This window comes from Pseudomonas sp. R3-52-08, assembly GCF_003851745.1.
GTDB lineage: Bacteria > Pseudomonadota > Gammaproteobacteria > Pseudomonadales > Pseudomonadaceae > Aquipseudomonas.
Map to the genome: position 1 here is coordinate 263,235 of NZ_CP027730.1, position 14,742 is coordinate 277,976.

The 14,742-nt window shown below is 62.1% G+C and carries 14 protein-coding genes; 13 read left to right on the forward strand and 1 reads right to left on the reverse strand.

Annotated elements, in window-relative coordinates:
* Positions 1-9 precede the first annotated feature (9 nt).
* From C4J91_RS01090 to C4J91_RS01135, 10 genes are all read left to right on the forward strand, one after another.
* Complete coding sequence (locus C4J91_RS01090) at positions 10-828, forward strand: energy transducer TonB (RefSeq protein ID WP_124360760.1); 819 nt, start codon at positions 10-12, stop codon at positions 826-828.
* Between the two features lie 25 nt (positions 829-853).
* Complete coding sequence (locus C4J91_RS01095; protein ID WP_124365087.1) at positions 854-1,576, forward strand: MotA/TolQ/ExbB proton channel family protein; 723 nt, start codon at positions 854-856, stop codon at positions 1,574-1,576.
* A 1-nt stretch (position 1,577) separates the two neighbouring features.
* Complete coding sequence (locus C4J91_RS01100; RefSeq protein ID WP_124360761.1) at positions 1,578-1,979, forward strand: biopolymer transporter ExbD; 402 nt, start codon at positions 1,578-1,580, stop codon at positions 1,977-1,979.
* Between the two features lie 288 nt (positions 1,980-2,267).
* Positions 2,268-2,849 (forward strand): alpha/beta hydrolase, encoded by a 582-nt coding sequence (locus C4J91_RS01105; protein ID WP_124360762.1) that lies wholly within the window; start codon positions 2,268-2,270, stop codon positions 2,847-2,849.
* Positions 2,850-2,896: 47 nt separating this feature from the next.
* Positions 2,897-3,823, forward strand: a complete 927-nt coding sequence (locus C4J91_RS01110; protein ID WP_124360763.1) for a sigma 54-interacting transcriptional regulator — start codon at positions 2,897-2,899, stop codon at positions 3,821-3,823.
* 106 nt (positions 3,824-3,929) lie between these two features.
* Positions 3,930-4,712 carry a MetQ/NlpA family ABC transporter substrate-binding protein gene (locus tag C4J91_RS01115; RefSeq protein ID WP_124360764.1) on the forward strand — a complete coding sequence of 261 codons (783 nt, stop codon included), beginning with the start codon at positions 3,930-3,932 and terminating at the stop codon, positions 4,710-4,712.
* A gap of 371 nt (positions 4,713-5,083) precedes the next feature.
* Positions 5,084-5,749 (forward strand): amino acid ABC transporter permease, encoded by a 666-nt coding sequence (locus C4J91_RS01120; protein ID WP_124360765.1) that lies wholly within the window; start codon positions 5,084-5,086, stop codon positions 5,747-5,749.
* Positions 5,730-6,389 (forward strand): amino acid ABC transporter permease, encoded by a 660-nt coding sequence (locus C4J91_RS01125; RefSeq protein WP_124360766.1) that lies wholly within the window; start codon positions 5,730-5,732, stop codon positions 6,387-6,389. Before C4J91_RS01120 ends, C4J91_RS01125 begins: the two co-directional genes overlap by 20 nt.
* Positions 6,386-7,162 (forward strand): amino acid ABC transporter ATP-binding protein, encoded by a 777-nt coding sequence (locus C4J91_RS01130; protein ID WP_124360767.1) that lies wholly within the window; start codon positions 6,386-6,388, stop codon positions 7,160-7,162. Before C4J91_RS01125 ends, C4J91_RS01130 begins: the two co-directional genes overlap by 4 nt.
* Complete coding sequence (locus tag C4J91_RS01135) at positions 7,159-8,013, forward strand: transporter substrate-binding domain-containing protein (RefSeq protein ID WP_124360768.1); 855 nt, start codon at positions 7,159-7,161, stop codon at positions 8,011-8,013. Before C4J91_RS01130 ends, C4J91_RS01135 begins: the two co-directional genes overlap by 4 nt.
* 117 nt (positions 8,014-8,130) lie before the next feature.
* Here the strand turns inward: C4J91_RS01135 and C4J91_RS01140 are convergent, their stop codons facing one another.
* Positions 8,131-9,294, reverse strand: a complete 1,164-nt coding sequence (locus C4J91_RS01140; RefSeq protein ID WP_124360769.1) for an AAA family ATPase — start codon at positions 9,292-9,294, stop codon at positions 8,131-8,133.
* A 121-nt stretch (positions 9,295-9,415) separates the two neighbouring features.
* On the opposite strand from C4J91_RS01140, the gene C4J91_RS01145 reads away from it, so the two are divergent.
* Genes C4J91_RS01145 through C4J91_RS01155 form a run of 3 tightly spaced genes read left to right on the forward strand, consistent with a single transcriptional unit; the run spans position 9,416 to position 14,618 of the window.
* Entirely contained in the window at positions 9,416-10,498 is a 1,083-nt protein-coding gene (locus C4J91_RS01145) for an efflux RND transporter periplasmic adaptor subunit (protein WP_124360770.1), read from the forward strand.
* On the forward strand, positions 10,495-11,565 hold the full coding sequence (locus C4J91_RS01150) for an efflux RND transporter periplasmic adaptor subunit (RefSeq protein ID WP_124360771.1): 1,071 nt from the start codon (positions 10,495-10,497) through the stop codon (positions 11,563-11,565). The genes C4J91_RS01145 and C4J91_RS01150 overlap by 4 nt, the downstream gene beginning before the upstream one ends.
* Positions 11,562-14,618, forward strand: coding sequence for an efflux RND transporter permease subunit (locus C4J91_RS01155; protein WP_124360772.1), 3,057 nt, complete (start codon positions 11,562-11,564; stop codon positions 14,616-14,618). The genes C4J91_RS01150 and C4J91_RS01155 overlap by 4 nt, the downstream gene beginning before the upstream one ends.
* Positions 14,619-14,742: the final 124 nt, after the last annotated feature.

The window sequence follows — 14,742 nt, forward strand, 5'->3', positions numbered from 1 at the left end:
AGTGAATCAATGGGCAATGTCCAGACCGCCGCCAGTGCACAAGAGGCGCAATGGCGCCTGGCACCGGGTGGTGAGTTGGTCGACCTTGGCCGGCCGCACCGTGCGCCGTTGGGTCAGTTACGCCTGCAACAGACCCCCAAGCGGTTTTCCAGCCGACGCGAAGGCGTTCTGCTGGGCTTGTTGGTGCTGGCCTTGCACGGCGCGGTGATCTATTGGGTGAGCCAGAAGCCCACCCCGGTGCTGCCAGTGGTGCCACCGGAAATTCCGCCGATGACCATCGAATTTTCCCGGCCGGCGCCACCCGTGGTCGAGCCGCCACCGCCCGTGCCGCCACCACCTGCAGTGGTCGAGCCGCCGCCGCCGGTGGTGGATGAGTTGGCCGCCAAGCCGGCGCCGCCCAAACCGATTCCTAAACCCAAACCCAAGCCCGTGCCCAAACCTGAGCCCAAGCCTGAGCCCAAGCCGGTACCCAAGGCGATCGAACAGCCGCCAGCGCCGCCTGTACCCGCGCCGCCGGCACCTGTTGCACCGCCCGCGCCGGCCCCGGTAACGCCCGCTTCGGCCAACGCCGCGTACCTGAAGAACCCGGCGCCGGAATACCCGTCGCTGGCCCAGCGTCGCGGATGGGAGGGCACCGTGTTGTTGCGGGTGCACGTACTGGCCAGCGGCAAACCGGGTGAGATCCAACTGCAGAAAAGCAGCGGTCGCCAGCAACTCGATGACGCCGCATTGGCCGCCGTGAAGCGTTGGAGCTTTGTGCCGGCCAAGCAGGGTGACGTGGCCCAGGACGGCTGGGTCAGCGTGCCGATCGATTTCAAGATCCATTAATTATTCAGCTGCACAGAGGGAACACATCATGGCTTTGGCATCTCCACTTGAATCCATTGAAAGCGCGGTGATCTGGCTGTTGGTGGTCTTTTCGGTCGCCACCTGGGGCTTGGCGTTGTTGAAGGGCGTGCAATTCGGGCGCCTCAAGGCCCAGGATCGCCGGTTTCATAAAAAATTCTGGGCTGCCTCAAGCCTGGACGCCGCCGCCGAATTGACCGAAACCCAACCGGGCGCGGCGGCCCGAGTAGCCCATGCCGGTTACGCCGCGATCCAGGTCGGCGATACCCAGCACGCGGCTGACCTGAGCCAGGCCATCAATCACCAAGACCGCCTTGAACGTGCCTTGCGCCAGCAGATCGTGCGTGAACGCCGTTCCCTGGAAACCGGTCTGGCCGTGGTCGCCAGCATCGGCAGCACCTCGCCGTTTATCGGCTTGTTCGGCACGGTGTGGGGCATCATGGAGGCGCTCAAGGGGATCAGCGCCGCCGGCTCGGCCAGCTTGGAAACCGTGGCGGGGCCCATCGGTGCAGCGTTGGTTGCGACGGGCGTGGGGATTGCCGTCGCGGTGCCAGCGGTGCTGGTCTACAACTATTTCCTGCGTCGCCTGAAGCTGACGGCTGCCGACCTGGACGACTTTGCCCATGACTTCTACAGCCTTGCGCAGAAAAACGCCTTCCGCGTGCTGTTGCACCCGGCGCTGACCAAGACCAGCGCCGCCCACCCGCAAAAAGTAAAGGAGGCCTCCTGACATGGCCTTCTCCACCCAAGACAGCGACGAGGTGCTGAGCGAGATCAACGTCACGCCGCTGGTGGACGTGATGCTGGTGCTGCTGGTGGTGTTTATCGTCACCGCGCCGCTGCTCACCAATGCGATTCCGATCAATTTGCCCAAGACCGAGGCCGTGGCCCCGGTCGAGCAGAAAGACCCGCTGGTGGTAAGCATCGACGGTGCCGGCAAGCTGTTTATCAACAAGGACGAAATCCAGCCGGACCTGCTGGAGTTCAAGCTGCAGGCGGCCAAGGCCAAGGACCCCGATGTGCGGGTGCAACTGCAGGCTGACGATGGTGTGAACTACGGCGAAGTGGCGCGAGCCATGGCGTCTATCGAGCGCGCGGGAATAACCAAGCTGTCGGTGATTACCGCACGTTAATCGCAACAAAGCCTCGACGATTTTTGGGCCGTTTCCTTGGCAGGGTGCGGCCTTTTTTTTGGATCGCCGATGAGATAAATGTGGGAGGGGGCTTGCCCCCGATAGCGGTGTATCAGTATCAGATGTGCTGACTGACGGAATGCTATCGGGGGCAAGCCCCCTCCCACATTTTGACCGGATGCGGGGTTGAGATTTTGGTTATTAATAAATAGCTTCTTATTCCTTAACGAATATAAACCGCGTCCCTATACTGGTCTGCAATGTTAAACGCTGCAGGAGGGCACACCCATGCACAGCGAATCGATTCGTTACCTGATCGTGCCGGGCTGGCAAGGATCGCCAGAAGATCATTGGCAAAGTCACTGGCAGAACAGCCTGCCCAACAGTGCGCGCGTGGAGCAGGATGACTGGCTGACCCCGCGCCGCGAAGACTGGGTGGCGGCGTTGGCCGAGGCCATCGCCGCCGACAGCACGCCGGTGATCCTGATCGCCCATAGCCTGGGTTGCATCACCGTGGCGCATTGGGCGGCCACCGCGCCTGTGAATTTCCTGCGCCAGGTGCGCGGTGCCTTGCTGGTGGCCCCGGCGGACGTCGAACGTCCGGCCTGCGCCCCCGCCCTGCGCAACTTTGCGCCGATTCCTACCGACCTGTTGCCGTTTCCCAGCCAAGTGGTCAGTTCCGACAACGACAGTGCCGTCAGCGCGCCACGGGCGTTGGAGCTGGCGCGTCACTGGGGCGCCGAAGCCGGCATCCTGTCGGGGGCCGGGCATATCAATGTGAAGTCCGGCCACCAACGTTGGGAGCAGGGTTTCGCGTACCTCTATCGCCTGCAAAATCGCCTCGAGCATCACGCTCGGCGCCGTGCATAACCTATTTCAACGCCCTGTCCCTGAGTGGATGGGGGCGGGAGCCTGCCATGAGTCTGCATGAAACCTACGGCCAGCCATTGCTGACCTTCCCCGATGCCGAAAAAAGCCCGCTGAGCATCCGCGCCAAGGCGCTGGTGTTCGTCGACCCACGTTCGCGGCAACTGCGCGAAGAGCTGGAAAATCTCGCACCGCGTGCGCTGCCCGTGTTGATTCGCGGCGAGACCGGTAGCGGCAAAGAGCTGCTGGCGCGGCATATTCACCGTGGCAGTGATCGCTCGGGCTTGTTTGTGTCGGTCAATTGCGGCGCGATCAGCCCGACTTACGCCGACGCGGAGCTGTTCGGCTATGCCGCCGGCAGCCACAGCGGCGCGGCGAGCAGCCGGGCGGGGTGGTTCGGTTCGGCCAACGGCGGCACGTTGTACCTGGACGAAATCGGCGACTTACCTTTACCGATCCAGGTCAAATTACTCGCCGCCCTGGAAAACCACGAAGTCACCCGCGTTGGCGCACACCAACCCAGCCCGGTGGACGTGCGCCTGGTGGCCGCCACCAGCATCGACCTGGCCCAGGCGGTGGCCGCGGGCAAGTTCCATGAGCGCCTGTTCCATTATCTGAGCGAAGGTCAATTGGACCTGCCGGCATTGCGCGAGCGGGTCGGCGACATCCTGTCCCTGGCCGAATACTTCCTGGGCATCTACAGCCAGCGCCTGGAACTGCCGGTGCCGCTGATCAGCGACGCCGCCCAGCGCGTGCTGGAACGTCATAGCTGGCCGGGCAATACCCGCGAGCTGGAAAACGTTATCCACTTTGCCCTGTTGGTGAGCAGCGGCGATGAGATTCTGCCCGAGCATCTGAACCTGCCCGCCGCCGGCTCGCCGTTGGAGCAGGTGCAGCGGATTTTCGCGAACGCCAGTCCCACCGAACGGGAGACGCTGCGTACCTTCCTGTATGAGCAAAATGGAATATCAACGTGAATAAAAGATATTGTTCGGGAATAAAAAATCTAGGTATTGTCCACTCCACGCCGCGATAGCACTTCGCTGGCACTCCACATAAAAACGGTCGTTAGAAGGACATTGCATGAAAAAGGTTCTGTTGTTTACCGCACTGGCGGCTGCCCTGACTGCCAGCTTCGCCCAGGCCAACGAGAAACTGGTGGTGGCCGCCACCCCGATCCCGCACGCCGAAATCCTTGAGCTGGTCAAGCCAACCCTGGCCAAGGAAGGCGTAGACCTGCAGATCAAAGTCTTCACCGACTACGTACAACCGAACGTGCAAGTGGCCGAGAAGCGTCTGGACGCCAACTACTTCCAGACCCTGCCGTACCTGGATAACTTCAACAAAGGCAAGGGCACCAACCTGGTGACCGTAGTCGGTGTGCACGTTGAACCGTTCGGCGGTTACTCGAAAAAGATCAAAAATATTTCCGAGCTCAAGGATGGCGCCACCGTGGCTATCCCGAACGAAGGCTCCAACAGCGGCCGCGCCCTGTTGCTGCTGCAGAAAGCGGGTGTGATCACCCTCAAAGACCCGACCAATGCCTTGGCCACGCCGAAAGACATCGCCAGCAACCCAAAAAACCTGAAATTCAAGGAGTTGGAATCAGCCCTGCTGCCACGCGTGCTGGACCAGGTTGACCTGGATCTGATCAACACCAATTACGCGCTGGAAGCCGGCCTGAACCCAGCCAAAGACGCGCTGATCATCGAAGACGCCAAGTCGCCCTACGTGAACTTCCTGGTCGCTCGCCCGGACAACAAGGACAGTGACGCTATCCAGAAACTGGCCAAGGCCCTGACCAGCCCGGAAGTCAAAGCCTTCATCGAGAAGAAGTACAACGGTGCGGTGGTGCCGGCGTTCTGATGTAACTCAAAACCCCCTTCAAGGTTTCAACGCCGGTGGCTGGTACAGCACCGGCGTTTTTTATTGCTGAAAATTTGGAATGCAATCGAAAGGTGGGAGGGGGCTTGCTCCCGATGGCGGCAGGTCAGCTACACATGAGCTGACTGACAGACTGCTATCGGGGGCAAGCCCCCTCCCACATTTGATCTTGATTCCACCGTAAATCTTCAGTGGGCCCCCTCCCGGCGACCTTAGCTTTTTGGGTGATATCAATATGCTATTTCGGTATTTAAAGTTTGCTTTTTATACCTTTAAAGTTCGCGCTACCCGACGTTACCCACGCCGGAACGGACAGCGCTCGCCGCATTATCCTGCGGCGTCATGGACTCAAGATGACCTTCGATTTTGCTTTTATCCTCAGCACCTTGCCGGCATTTCTGAAAGCGGTCGGAGTGACGCTGCAAGTGGGTCTGATCGCCATTGCCACCTCCTTGCTGGTGGCACTGATCAACGCAGCGCTGTTGGTGTTTCGCACCCCCTACCTGTCGCGGCTGGTGGCGCTGTATGTGGAGCTGGCGCGTAACACGCCGCTGCTGATTCAATTGTTCTTCGTGTATTTCGCGCTGCCGGCCCTGGGCTTGAATATTTCCGGGTTCTGGGCGGCAATTATCACCATGACCTTCCTCGGCGGCGCCTACCTCACCGAAGTGCTGCGCGCCGGTGTGGATGCGGTGCCACTGGCGCAGATCGAGTCGGGCAAGTCCATCGGCCTGTCCGACTGGCAACTGCTGCGCCATGTGATTCTGCCCCAGGCCGGCATCCTCAGCCTGCCGGCGCTGTTCGCCAATTTCATCTTTCTGCTCAAGGAGACCACGGTGGTTTCCGCTGTGGCGGTGCCCGAGATTCTCTACACCACCAAGAGCTACATCGCGCTCTACTACAAGACCTACGAAATGCTCGCCGTATTGACGCTGATCTGCGTGCTGCTGTTCTTGCCGTTGTCGCTGTTGCTCAGCCGTTTGGAAAGGAGGCTCCAGCATGGCCAGTTCGGGTCTTGAATTGTTATGGGTGTCGTTGCCGCAACTGGGCAAGGGCGCTGCGCAAACCCTGTCGATTTCATTCTTGAGCATCGCCTTCAGCACGGTCGGCGGCGTGTTGTATGGCGTATTGCGCACCTTGGACAACCGCTTGATCAATGCGCTGCTGCGGGTTTACCTGGAGCTGTTTCGCGCCATCCCGGTGCTGGTCTGGCTGTACCTGTTGTTTTTCGGCCTGCCGATCTTCTTCGGCCTGAGCATCCCCAGTTTCTGGTGTGCGGTGCTGGTGTTGTCGTTGTGGGGCGCCAGTGAAGTCGGCGAAGTGGTGCGCGGCGCCTTGCATTCGCTGCCCCGTGGCCAGCGCGAAGCCGGCTTGTCGATCGGGCTGTCCGACCCGCAGCTGTACGGCTACGTGCTGCTGCCCCAGGCCCTGAAACGCATGACGCCGCCGACCATCAATGTCTACACGCGGATCATCAAGACCAGCTCCCTGGCGGTGCTGATCGGCGTGGTGGATGTGATCAAGGTCGGCCAGCAAATCATCGAGCGTACCTATGAGTCGGTGTTGATCTACGGCGCGCTGTTCCTGTTTTTCTTCTTTATCTGCTACCCGTTGTCGGCCGCCTCCAAGGTGCTGGAACGGCGCTGGGCCCAAGCATGAGCGCATTGATCGAGTTTCAGGGTTTCAACAAATTCTTCGGCGAACAGCAGGTGCTCAAGGGCATCGACCTGAGCGTGCACAGCGGCGAAGTGGTGGTGATCCTCGGCCCCAGCGGTTGCGGCAAAAGCACCTTGCTGCGCTGCCTCAATGGCTTGGAAGTGGCTCACAGCGGGCACTTGCGGTTCGCCGGCAACGAGCTGTTGGCAAAACATACCGACTGGCGCCAGGTGCGCCAGGACATCGGCATGGTGTTCCAGAGCTACCACCTGTTCCCGCACATGAGCGTGCTCGACAACATTCTGCTCGGTCCCTTGAAGGTGCAAAAGCGCGACCCGCGTGAAGCGCGTGAGCAGGCGGAAAAACTGCTGGCGCGCGTGGGCCTGGCCGACAAGCGCGACGCCTTCCCACGCCAGCTTTCCGGCGGCCAGCAGCAACGCATCGCCATCGTCCGTTCGCTGTGCATGAACCCGCAGGTCATGCTGTTTGACGAAGTCACCGCCGCCCTCGACCCGGAAATGGTCAAGGAAGTGCTGGAAGTCATCCAGGACCTGGCCCGCGACGGCATGACCCTGCTGATTGTCACCCACGAAATGGCCTTCGCCCGCGCCGTCGCCGACCGCGTGGTGTTTATGGAGGCCGGTCGCATCCTCGAACACAACACCCCCGAGGCATTCTTTACGAACCCGCAAACCGCACGCGCGCAGCAGTTCCTGGAGAAGTTCTCCTTTGTTTCAACACTGCCCAGAAAGATCAAGGAACCGGAGCTGCTATGAAAAAGTTACTGCTGCCACTGTTTGCCGTCGCGTTACTGGCCGGCTGCGACAAGAAGGCCGAAGAGCCTGCCAAACCTGCCGCCAGCGCGGTGAGTGCGATCGACAAGATCAAGGCCCGCGACAAGCTGATCGTCGGTGTCTTCACCGACAAGCCGCCGTTCGGCTTCGTCAACGAAGCCGGCCGCTACGTCGGCTTCGATACCGACATCGGCCGCCAATTCGCCAAGGACCTGTTGGGCGATGAAAACAAAGTCGAGTTCGTCGCCGTGGAGCCGGCCAGCCGTATCCCATTCCTGCAAAGCGATAAGGTCGATCTGATCCTCGCCAACATGACCGTGACCCCTGAGCGCAAGGAAGCGGTGGACTTCACCAACCCCAACCTGAAAGTCGCGGTACAGGCCCTGGTGCCGAACGACAGCCCGGTCAAGAACCTGGATGACCTGGCCACCCGCACCACCATCGTCACCACCGGCACCACCGCCGACATCTGGTTGACCAAGCACCACCCGGACTGGAAGCTGCTCAAGTTCGAGAAAAACTCCGAGTCGCTGCAAGCGCTGTCGGCCGGCCGTGGCGATGCCTACGCCCAGGACAACCTGGTGCTGTTCAGCTGGGCCAAGCAGAACCCCGGCTACCGCGTGCTGGAGCAGAAGCTCGGTGACGAAGCACCGATTGCCCCGGCGGTTAAGAAGGGCAATATCGAACTGCGCGACTGGGTGAACGCAGAGCTGGCGAAGTTGGGTGAAGAGAAGTTCTTGCTCAAGCTCTATGACCAATATGTGCGTAAAGAGCTGAGCGATGACACCAAGCCTGAGAGTGTGATTGTTGAAGGGGGCAAGTGGCAGGGCTGATAAAGCTATCGGGGGCAAGCCCCCTCCCACATTTGAATACATTCACACATCAGAACCTGTGAACCCAATCCAGTGTGGGAGGGGGCTTGCCCCCGATGAGGCCTGTGCAGTCACCCTCTATTCCGGCCATTGCCACGCCGGCGCATCCAGCATCCCTTGCCCCACAATCCGCGTCTCCCCCAGCACCTTCTCCAGCACAATCGAATTGCACTCCTCATCCTGCTGCAACGCCTCAATCAAGCGGCTGGCATGGGACACCACCCACACCTGGCACTGCGCCGACGCCTGGATGATCAAGCGCGCCAACGCCGGCAACAGGTCCGGATGCAAGCTGGTTTCAGGCTCGTTCAGCACCATCATGGTCGGCGGCCGTGGCGTCAGCAGCGCGGCGATCAGCAGCAGGTAGCGCAAGGTGCCGTCCGACAGCTCTGCCGCCGACAACGGGCGCAGCAGGCCTTCCTGATAAAACTCGATGGCAAAGCGCCCGCCCTGTAACGGTTGGATACTCAGGCGTGCGCCCGGGAATGCATCACTGACGGCGTGCTGCAACGCCTCGGCGTCGCCCACTTCCCGAATCGTCTGCAACGCGGCCGCCAGATCCCGACCGTCGTGATGCAAGACCGGCGTGCGCGTACCCAATTGCGGTTGGCGTACCGGCGCATCCCCATCGCTGCGAAAGTGGTCATAAAAGCGCCAGCCACGAATGCTCTCGCGCAGCAGCAACACTTCCGGCGAGCCGCGCAGGTTACCCACCTGATCGAACAGGCTGTGGTAGTTGGGCGTGTGCTGGGCCAGCACATCCCAGGCGCGGCCTTCACGCGCCCGCACCATCGGCCCGGAACGTTGCACCAGCAGGCTGGCCGGGCGGTAGAGGGGGCCGGCCCAGATACATTCCTTCTTGATTTCCGGGTCCAGTTTGAACTCGCTGCCGGGAACCGGAATGGGCATTCCCAGGGAGATGGCATAGCTGAAGTCCTCCCCGGCAAAGCCCAGGCGCAAGCGTTTGACGCCTTGGGCCACGACGGCCTCCACCGGCACTTCGCCGCTGTGCATGCGCCGGCTGATGGTTTCCGGTCCGGCCCAGAACGTCGAGTCCAGCCCGCCCTCCCGGGCCAGGGCATTGATCACCCCGCCCTGGGCGGTTTCGGCCAGCAGGCGCAGGGCGCGATACAGGTTGGACTTGCCGCTGCCGTTGGGGCCTGTGACCAGATTCAAGCGGCCCAGGGGCACCACCAATTTATTGATCGAGCGGTAATTGGCCACCGCGAGGGTCTTGAGCATGGCAATTGAGTCGGTAGGGGAACCATTGAAGTATGGGATCCTCCATGCAGATAAGGAACCCTGATCTAAGCTCACAGTCGCATACACACTGGCACGTCGGCATCACGCAAAAGGAGCCTGCATGGGCGGTCGCATTTCCACATTTTTATTCGGGCTTGGCTTACTGACGCTGCTGGGCGGTTGTGGCCAGGAAAAGACCGAGCCCAAGGCCCATTCACGGGTGTTCGTACAAACCGTGCAGCCGGCAGATTTTGCCGCAGCGGTCACGCTGACCGGGGATGTCCAGGCACGGGTACAAACCGATTTGTCCTTTCGGGTGGGTGGCAAGATCATCCAGCGCCTGGTCGACGTCGGTGATCGGGTGACAGCCAAGCAAGTGCTGGCCAAGCTCGACCCCAAGGACCTGCAGACCAACGTCGATTCCGCCCAGGCCCAGGTCGTGGCCGAGCAGGCGCGGGTCAAGCAAACCGCCGCCGCCTTCGTGCGTCAGGAAAAGCTCTTGCCCAAGGGCTACACCAGCCGCAGCGAATACGACGCCGCCCAGGCCGCGTTGCGCAGCAGCCAAAGCGCCTTGGCCGCCGCCCAGGCGCAGTTGGCCAACGCCCGTGAACAACTGGGCTATACCGCGCTGATCGCCGATGCGCCGGGCATCATCACGGCGCGCCAGGCTGAAGTCGGCCAGGTCGTCCAAGCCACCGTGCCGATCTTCAGCCTGGCCCGCGATGGCGAACGCGATGCGGTGTTCAACGTTTACGAATCGCTGCTGGTGGAGCCGCCGCCGGACGCGCCGATCACCGTCAGCCTGCTGGATAACCCGAGCATCAAGACAGTGGGCAGAGTTCGCGAAGTTACCCCTGCCGTGGCTGCCAATACCGGCACCGTGCAAGTGAAGATCGCCCTGCAAAGCCTGCCCAAAGGCATGGAGCTGGGCTCGGTGGTGAGCGCCACCGCCAATGGCCCGGCCAAGGCCAGCATCGAGTTGCCGTGGTCGGCCTTGACCAAGGACCTCAGCGAACCCGCCGTGTGGCTGGTAGACGGCGACGGCAAGGCACAACTGCACAAGGTCACGGTGGCGCGGTACCTCACCGGCAAAATGATCATCGGCGACGGCCTTAAAGGCGGCGAAAAAGTCGTGGTGGCCGGTGGGCAATTGCTGCACCCCGGCATGCTCGTCGAAATCGCCCAGCAAGGAGCCCAGCCATGAAGCACCTGACGGTTATCCTCGCCGCCAGCCTGTTGCTGGTGGCCTGCTCCAAGGAAGACGCGCCGCCCGAACCGGTGCGCCCGGTGTTGTCCATGGAGGTGAAGGCCGAAGACCAGGCACAGCTCGGCCGCTTTGCCGGCACCATTCAGGCCCGCTACGAGAGTAACCTGGGCTTCCGTGTGCCGGGCCGTATCGCCCGCCGCGCGGTGGACGTGGGCGCCGAGGTGGAGAAGGGCGCCTTGCTCGCCGTTCTCGACCCCACCGACCAGCAGAACCAATTGCGCGCCGCCCAGGGTGACCTGGCCCGCGTGCAGGCACAGTTCATCAATGCCCAGGCCAATGCCCGCCGCCAGCAGGAGCTGTTCGACCGTGGCGTCGGCGCCCAGGCGCAGTTGGACGTGGCCCAGACTGACCTGAAGACCACCCAGGCCACCCTCGACCAGGCCCGCGCCTCGGTCAATCAAGCCAAGGACCAGCTCAACTATGCCGAACTGCGCACCGACCACGCCGGCATCGTCACCGCCTGGAACGCCGAGGCCGGCCAGGTGGTCAGCGCCGGCCAGCAAGTGGTGACCCTGGCCCGCCCGGACATCAAGGAAGCGGTGATCGACCTGCCTGCCGGCCTGGCCGAGCGCTTGCCGGCGGATGTGGTGTTTCTGGTGGCCGGGCAACTGGACCCCAGCGTGCATACCACCGCCATCGTGCGCGAGATCGAGCCCCAGGCCCAAAGCGCCACGCGTACCCGTCGCGCACGCTTGAGCCTGACTGACACCCCCGCCGCGTTTCGCCTGGGCACCGCCATCAGCGTGACCTTGAGCAGCGCCATCGCGCCGCGTATCGAGCTGCCGTTGAGCGCGTTGCAGGAAGTCGATGGCAAGACCCGCATCTGGTTGCTCGACACCCAGAGCCAGACGGTGCAACCGCGTGATGTCACGGTTGTCAGCCGTGACGTCGACAGCGCAGTGCTCAATGGTGGCATCAAGCCCGGCGAGCGCGTCGTCACCGCCGGTGTGAACAGCCTGAAACCCGGGCAGAAAGTCAAAATCGACGAGGACAGCCCGCGATGAAAGGCAGCTTCAACTTATCCGACTGGGCCATCAAGCATCAGTCCTTCGTCTGGTACCTGATGTTCGTCGCGCTGCTGATGGGCGTGTTTTCGTACATGAACCTGGGCCGCGAGGAAGACCCCTCGTTCACCATCAAGACCATGGTCATCCAGACCCGCTGGCCGGGTGCGACCCAGGAAGAAACCCTCAAGCAGGTCACCGACCGCATCGAGAAAAAACTCGAGGAACTCGACTCCCTCGATTATGTGAAGAGCTACACCCGGCCGGGCGAATCCACGGTGTTCGTGTTCCTCAAGGACACCACCAGCGCCAAGGCCATCCCGGAGATCTGGTACCAGGTTCGCAAGAAGATCGACGATATTCGCGGCACCTTCCCCCAGGGCTTGCAGGGGCCGTCGTTCAACGATGAATTCGGTGATGTGTTCGGCTCGGTGTACGCCTTTACCGGCGATGGCCTGTCGATGCGCCAGTTGCGCGACTACGTGGAGCAGGTGCGCGCTGAAATTCGCTCGGTGCCGGGGCTGGGCAAGGTCGAGATGATCGGCCAGCAGGACGAAGTGATTTACCTGAATTTTTCCACACGCAAACTGGCGGCCCTGGGCATCGATCAGCGCCAGGTCGTGCAAAGCCTGCAGTCGCAAAATGCCGTGACCCCCGCCGGCGTGATCGAGGCCGGGCCGGAGCGGATTTCGGTGCGCACCTCGGGGCAGTTCGCCTCGGAGAAGGACCTCGCCAACGTCAACCTGCGCCTGAATGACCGCTTCTATCGCCTGGCCGACATTGCCGACATCAGCCGGGGCTACGTCGACCCGGCGCGGCCGATGTTCCGTTTCAACGGCAAGCCGGCGATTGGCTTGGCGATTGCGATGCAAAAGGGCGGCAATATCCAGTCGTTCGGCAAGGCGCTGCACGGGCGCATGGATGAGCTGACCGCCGACCTGCCGGTGGGCGTTGGCGTGCACAAGGTTTCGGACCAGGCCGAAGTGGTGGAAGAGGCGGTCGGTGGCTTTACCAGTGCGCTGTTCGAAGCGGTGATCATCGTGCTGGTGGTGAGTTTTATCAGCCTGGGCATGCGTGCCGGGCTGGTGGTGGCGTGCTCGATTCCATTGGTGCTGGCCCTGGTGTTCGTGTTCATGGAATACAGCGGCATCACTATGCAGCGGGTGTCGTTGGGCGCCTTGATCATCGCCCTCGGCCTGTTGGTGGACGATGCGATGATCACCGTGGAAATGATGATCACACGCCTGGAAAAAGGCGAAACCAAGGAGCAGGCCGCGACCTACGCTTACACCTCCACAGCCTTCCCGATGCTCACCGGCACGCTGGTGACCGTCGCCGGTTTCGTGCCGATTGGCCTCAACGCCAGTTCGGCGGGTGAGTACACCTTCACCTTGTTCGCGGTCATCGCCGTGGCGATGCTGGTGTCGTGGGTGGTGGCGGTGCTGTTCGCGCCAGTGATCGGCGTGCATATCCTCAGCGCCAACGTGAAGCCCCATAGCGCCGAGCCGGGGCGCATCGGCCGCGCGTTCAATGGCGGCATGTTGTGGGCGATGCGCAACCGCTGGTGGGCCATCGGCATCACCGTGGGCCTGTTTGTGGCGTCGGTGTTCTCCATGCAATTTGTGCAGAACCAGTTCTTTCCGTCGTCGGATCGACCGGAAATTCTCGTCGACCTTAACCTGCCGCAAAACGCCTCGATCAACGAGACGCGCAAGGCGGTCGACCGTCTGGAAGCGATCATCAAGGACGACCCGGACATTACGCGCTGGAGCACCTATATCGGCCAGGGCGCGATCCGATTCTACCTGCCCCTGGACCAGCAACTGGAAAACCCCTACTACGCGCAGTTGGTGATCGTCAGCAAGGGCCTGGAAGAGCGCGGCGCTTTGATTGCGCGCCTGCAAAAGCGCCTGCGCGATGACTTCGTCGGCATCGGCAGTTTCGTGCAACCGCTGGAAATGGGCCCGCCGGTGGGACGACCGATCCAGTATCGCGTGTCCGGCAAAGACACCGACCAGGTGCGCAAGCACGCCATCGAACTGGCGACCCTGCTCGACCAGAACACCCACCTGGGCGAGATCATCTACGACTGGAACGAGCCGGGCAAAGTGCTGCGCGTCGACATCGCCCAGGACAAGGCGCGGCAACTGGGGCTGTCGTCCGAAGACGTGGCGCAGCTGATGAACAGCGTGGTCAGCGGCGCCTCGGTGACCCAGGTGCACGACGACATTTACCTGATCAACGTGGTCGGCCGCGCCGAAGACGCCGAACGCGGTACGCCGGAAACCTTGCAGAACCTGCAGATCGTCACGCCCAACGGCACCTCGATTCCGCTGCTGGCCTTCGCCACCGTGCGTTACGAGCTGGAGCAGCCGCTGGTGTGGCGTCGCGACCGCAAGCCGACCATCACCATCAAGGCCGCAGTGCGCGACGAGATGCAGCCGACCGACCTGGTCAAGCAGCTGGCGCCGACCATCCAGCAGTTCAGCGACGGCCTGCCGGTGGGTTACAAAGTCGCCACCGGCGGCACCGTGGAAGAAAGCGGCAAGGCCCAGGGCCCGATTGCCAGCGTGGTGCCGCTGATGCTGTTCCTCATGGCCACGTTCCTGATGATCCAACTGCACAGCGTGCAGAAGATGTTCCTGGTGGCGAGTGTCGCGCCGCTGGGGCTGATTGGCGTGGTGCTGGCGCTGATTCCCACGGGCACGCCCATGGGCTTTGTGGCGATCCTCGGTATCCTCGCGCTGATTGGCATCATCATCCGCAACTCGGTGATCCTGGTGACACAGATTCATGAGTATGAGGTGGCGGGGTATTCGCCATGGGATGCGGTGGTGGAAGCCACCGAGCATCGGCGCCGGCCGATCCTGCTCACGGCGGCGGCGGCGAGCCTGGGGATGATCCCGATTGCGCGGGAAGTATTCTGGGGGCCGATGGCCTACGCGATGATTGGCGGGATCATCATCGCCACCTTGCTGACGCTGTTGTTCCTGCCGGCGCTGTATGTGGCCTGGTACAAGATCCGCGAGCCAAAGCAGGAAGAACGCGGTTAAAAATGTGGGAGGGGCTGATCGTTCCCACGCTCCGCGTGGTAACGCCTCCTGGGACGCTCCGCGTCCCGCCAAGCGCTGCAAATTTCGGCTACTGCGCACAGGTGACGCGGAGCGCCACGGGCCG

Excerpts from the sequence above, each read along its gene's own strand:
- C4J91_RS01090 (WP_124360760.1), top strand. The coding sequence starts at position 10 with ATGGGCAATGTCCAGACCGCCGCCAGTGCACAAGAGGCGCAATGGCGC.
- C4J91_RS01145 (WP_124360770.1), top strand. The coding sequence starts at position 9,416 with ATGGGCGGTCGCATTTCCACATTTTTATTCGGGCTTGGCTTACTGACG.
- C4J91_RS01125 (WP_124360766.1), top strand. The coding sequence starts at position 5,730 with ATGGCCAGTTCGGGTCTTGAATTGTTATGGGTGTCGTTGCCGCAACTG.
- C4J91_RS01140 (WP_124360769.1), bottom strand. The coding sequence starts at position 9,294 with ATGCTCAAGACCCTCGCGGTGGCCAATTACCGCTCGATCAATAAATTG.
- C4J91_RS01135 (WP_124360768.1), top strand. The coding sequence starts at position 7,159 with ATGAAAAAGTTACTGCTGCCACTGTTTGCCGTCGCGTTACTGGCCGGC.
- C4J91_RS01130 (WP_124360767.1), top strand. The coding sequence starts at position 6,386 with ATGAGCGCATTGATCGAGTTTCAGGGTTTCAACAAATTCTTCGGCGAA.
- C4J91_RS01150 (WP_124360771.1), top strand. The coding sequence starts at position 10,495 with ATGAAGCACCTGACGGTTATCCTCGCCGCCAGCCTGTTGCTGGTGGCC.
- C4J91_RS01110 (WP_124360763.1), top strand. The coding sequence starts at position 2,897 with ATGAGTCTGCATGAAACCTACGGCCAGCCATTGCTGACCTTCCCCGAT.
- C4J91_RS01105 (WP_124360762.1), top strand. The coding sequence starts at position 2,268 with ATGCACAGCGAATCGATTCGTTACCTGATCGTGCCGGGCTGGCAAGGA.
- C4J91_RS01120 (WP_124360765.1), top strand. The coding sequence starts at position 5,084 with ATGACCTTCGATTTTGCTTTTATCCTCAGCACCTTGCCGGCATTTCTG.
- C4J91_RS01115 (WP_124360764.1), top strand. The coding sequence starts at position 3,930 with ATGAAAAAGGTTCTGTTGTTTACCGCACTGGCGGCTGCCCTGACTGCC.
- C4J91_RS01155 (WP_124360772.1), top strand. The coding sequence starts at position 11,562 with ATGAAAGGCAGCTTCAACTTATCCGACTGGGCCATCAAGCATCAGTCC.
- C4J91_RS01100 (WP_124360761.1), top strand. The coding sequence starts at position 1,578 with ATGGCCTTCTCCACCCAAGACAGCGACGAGGTGCTGAGCGAGATCAAC.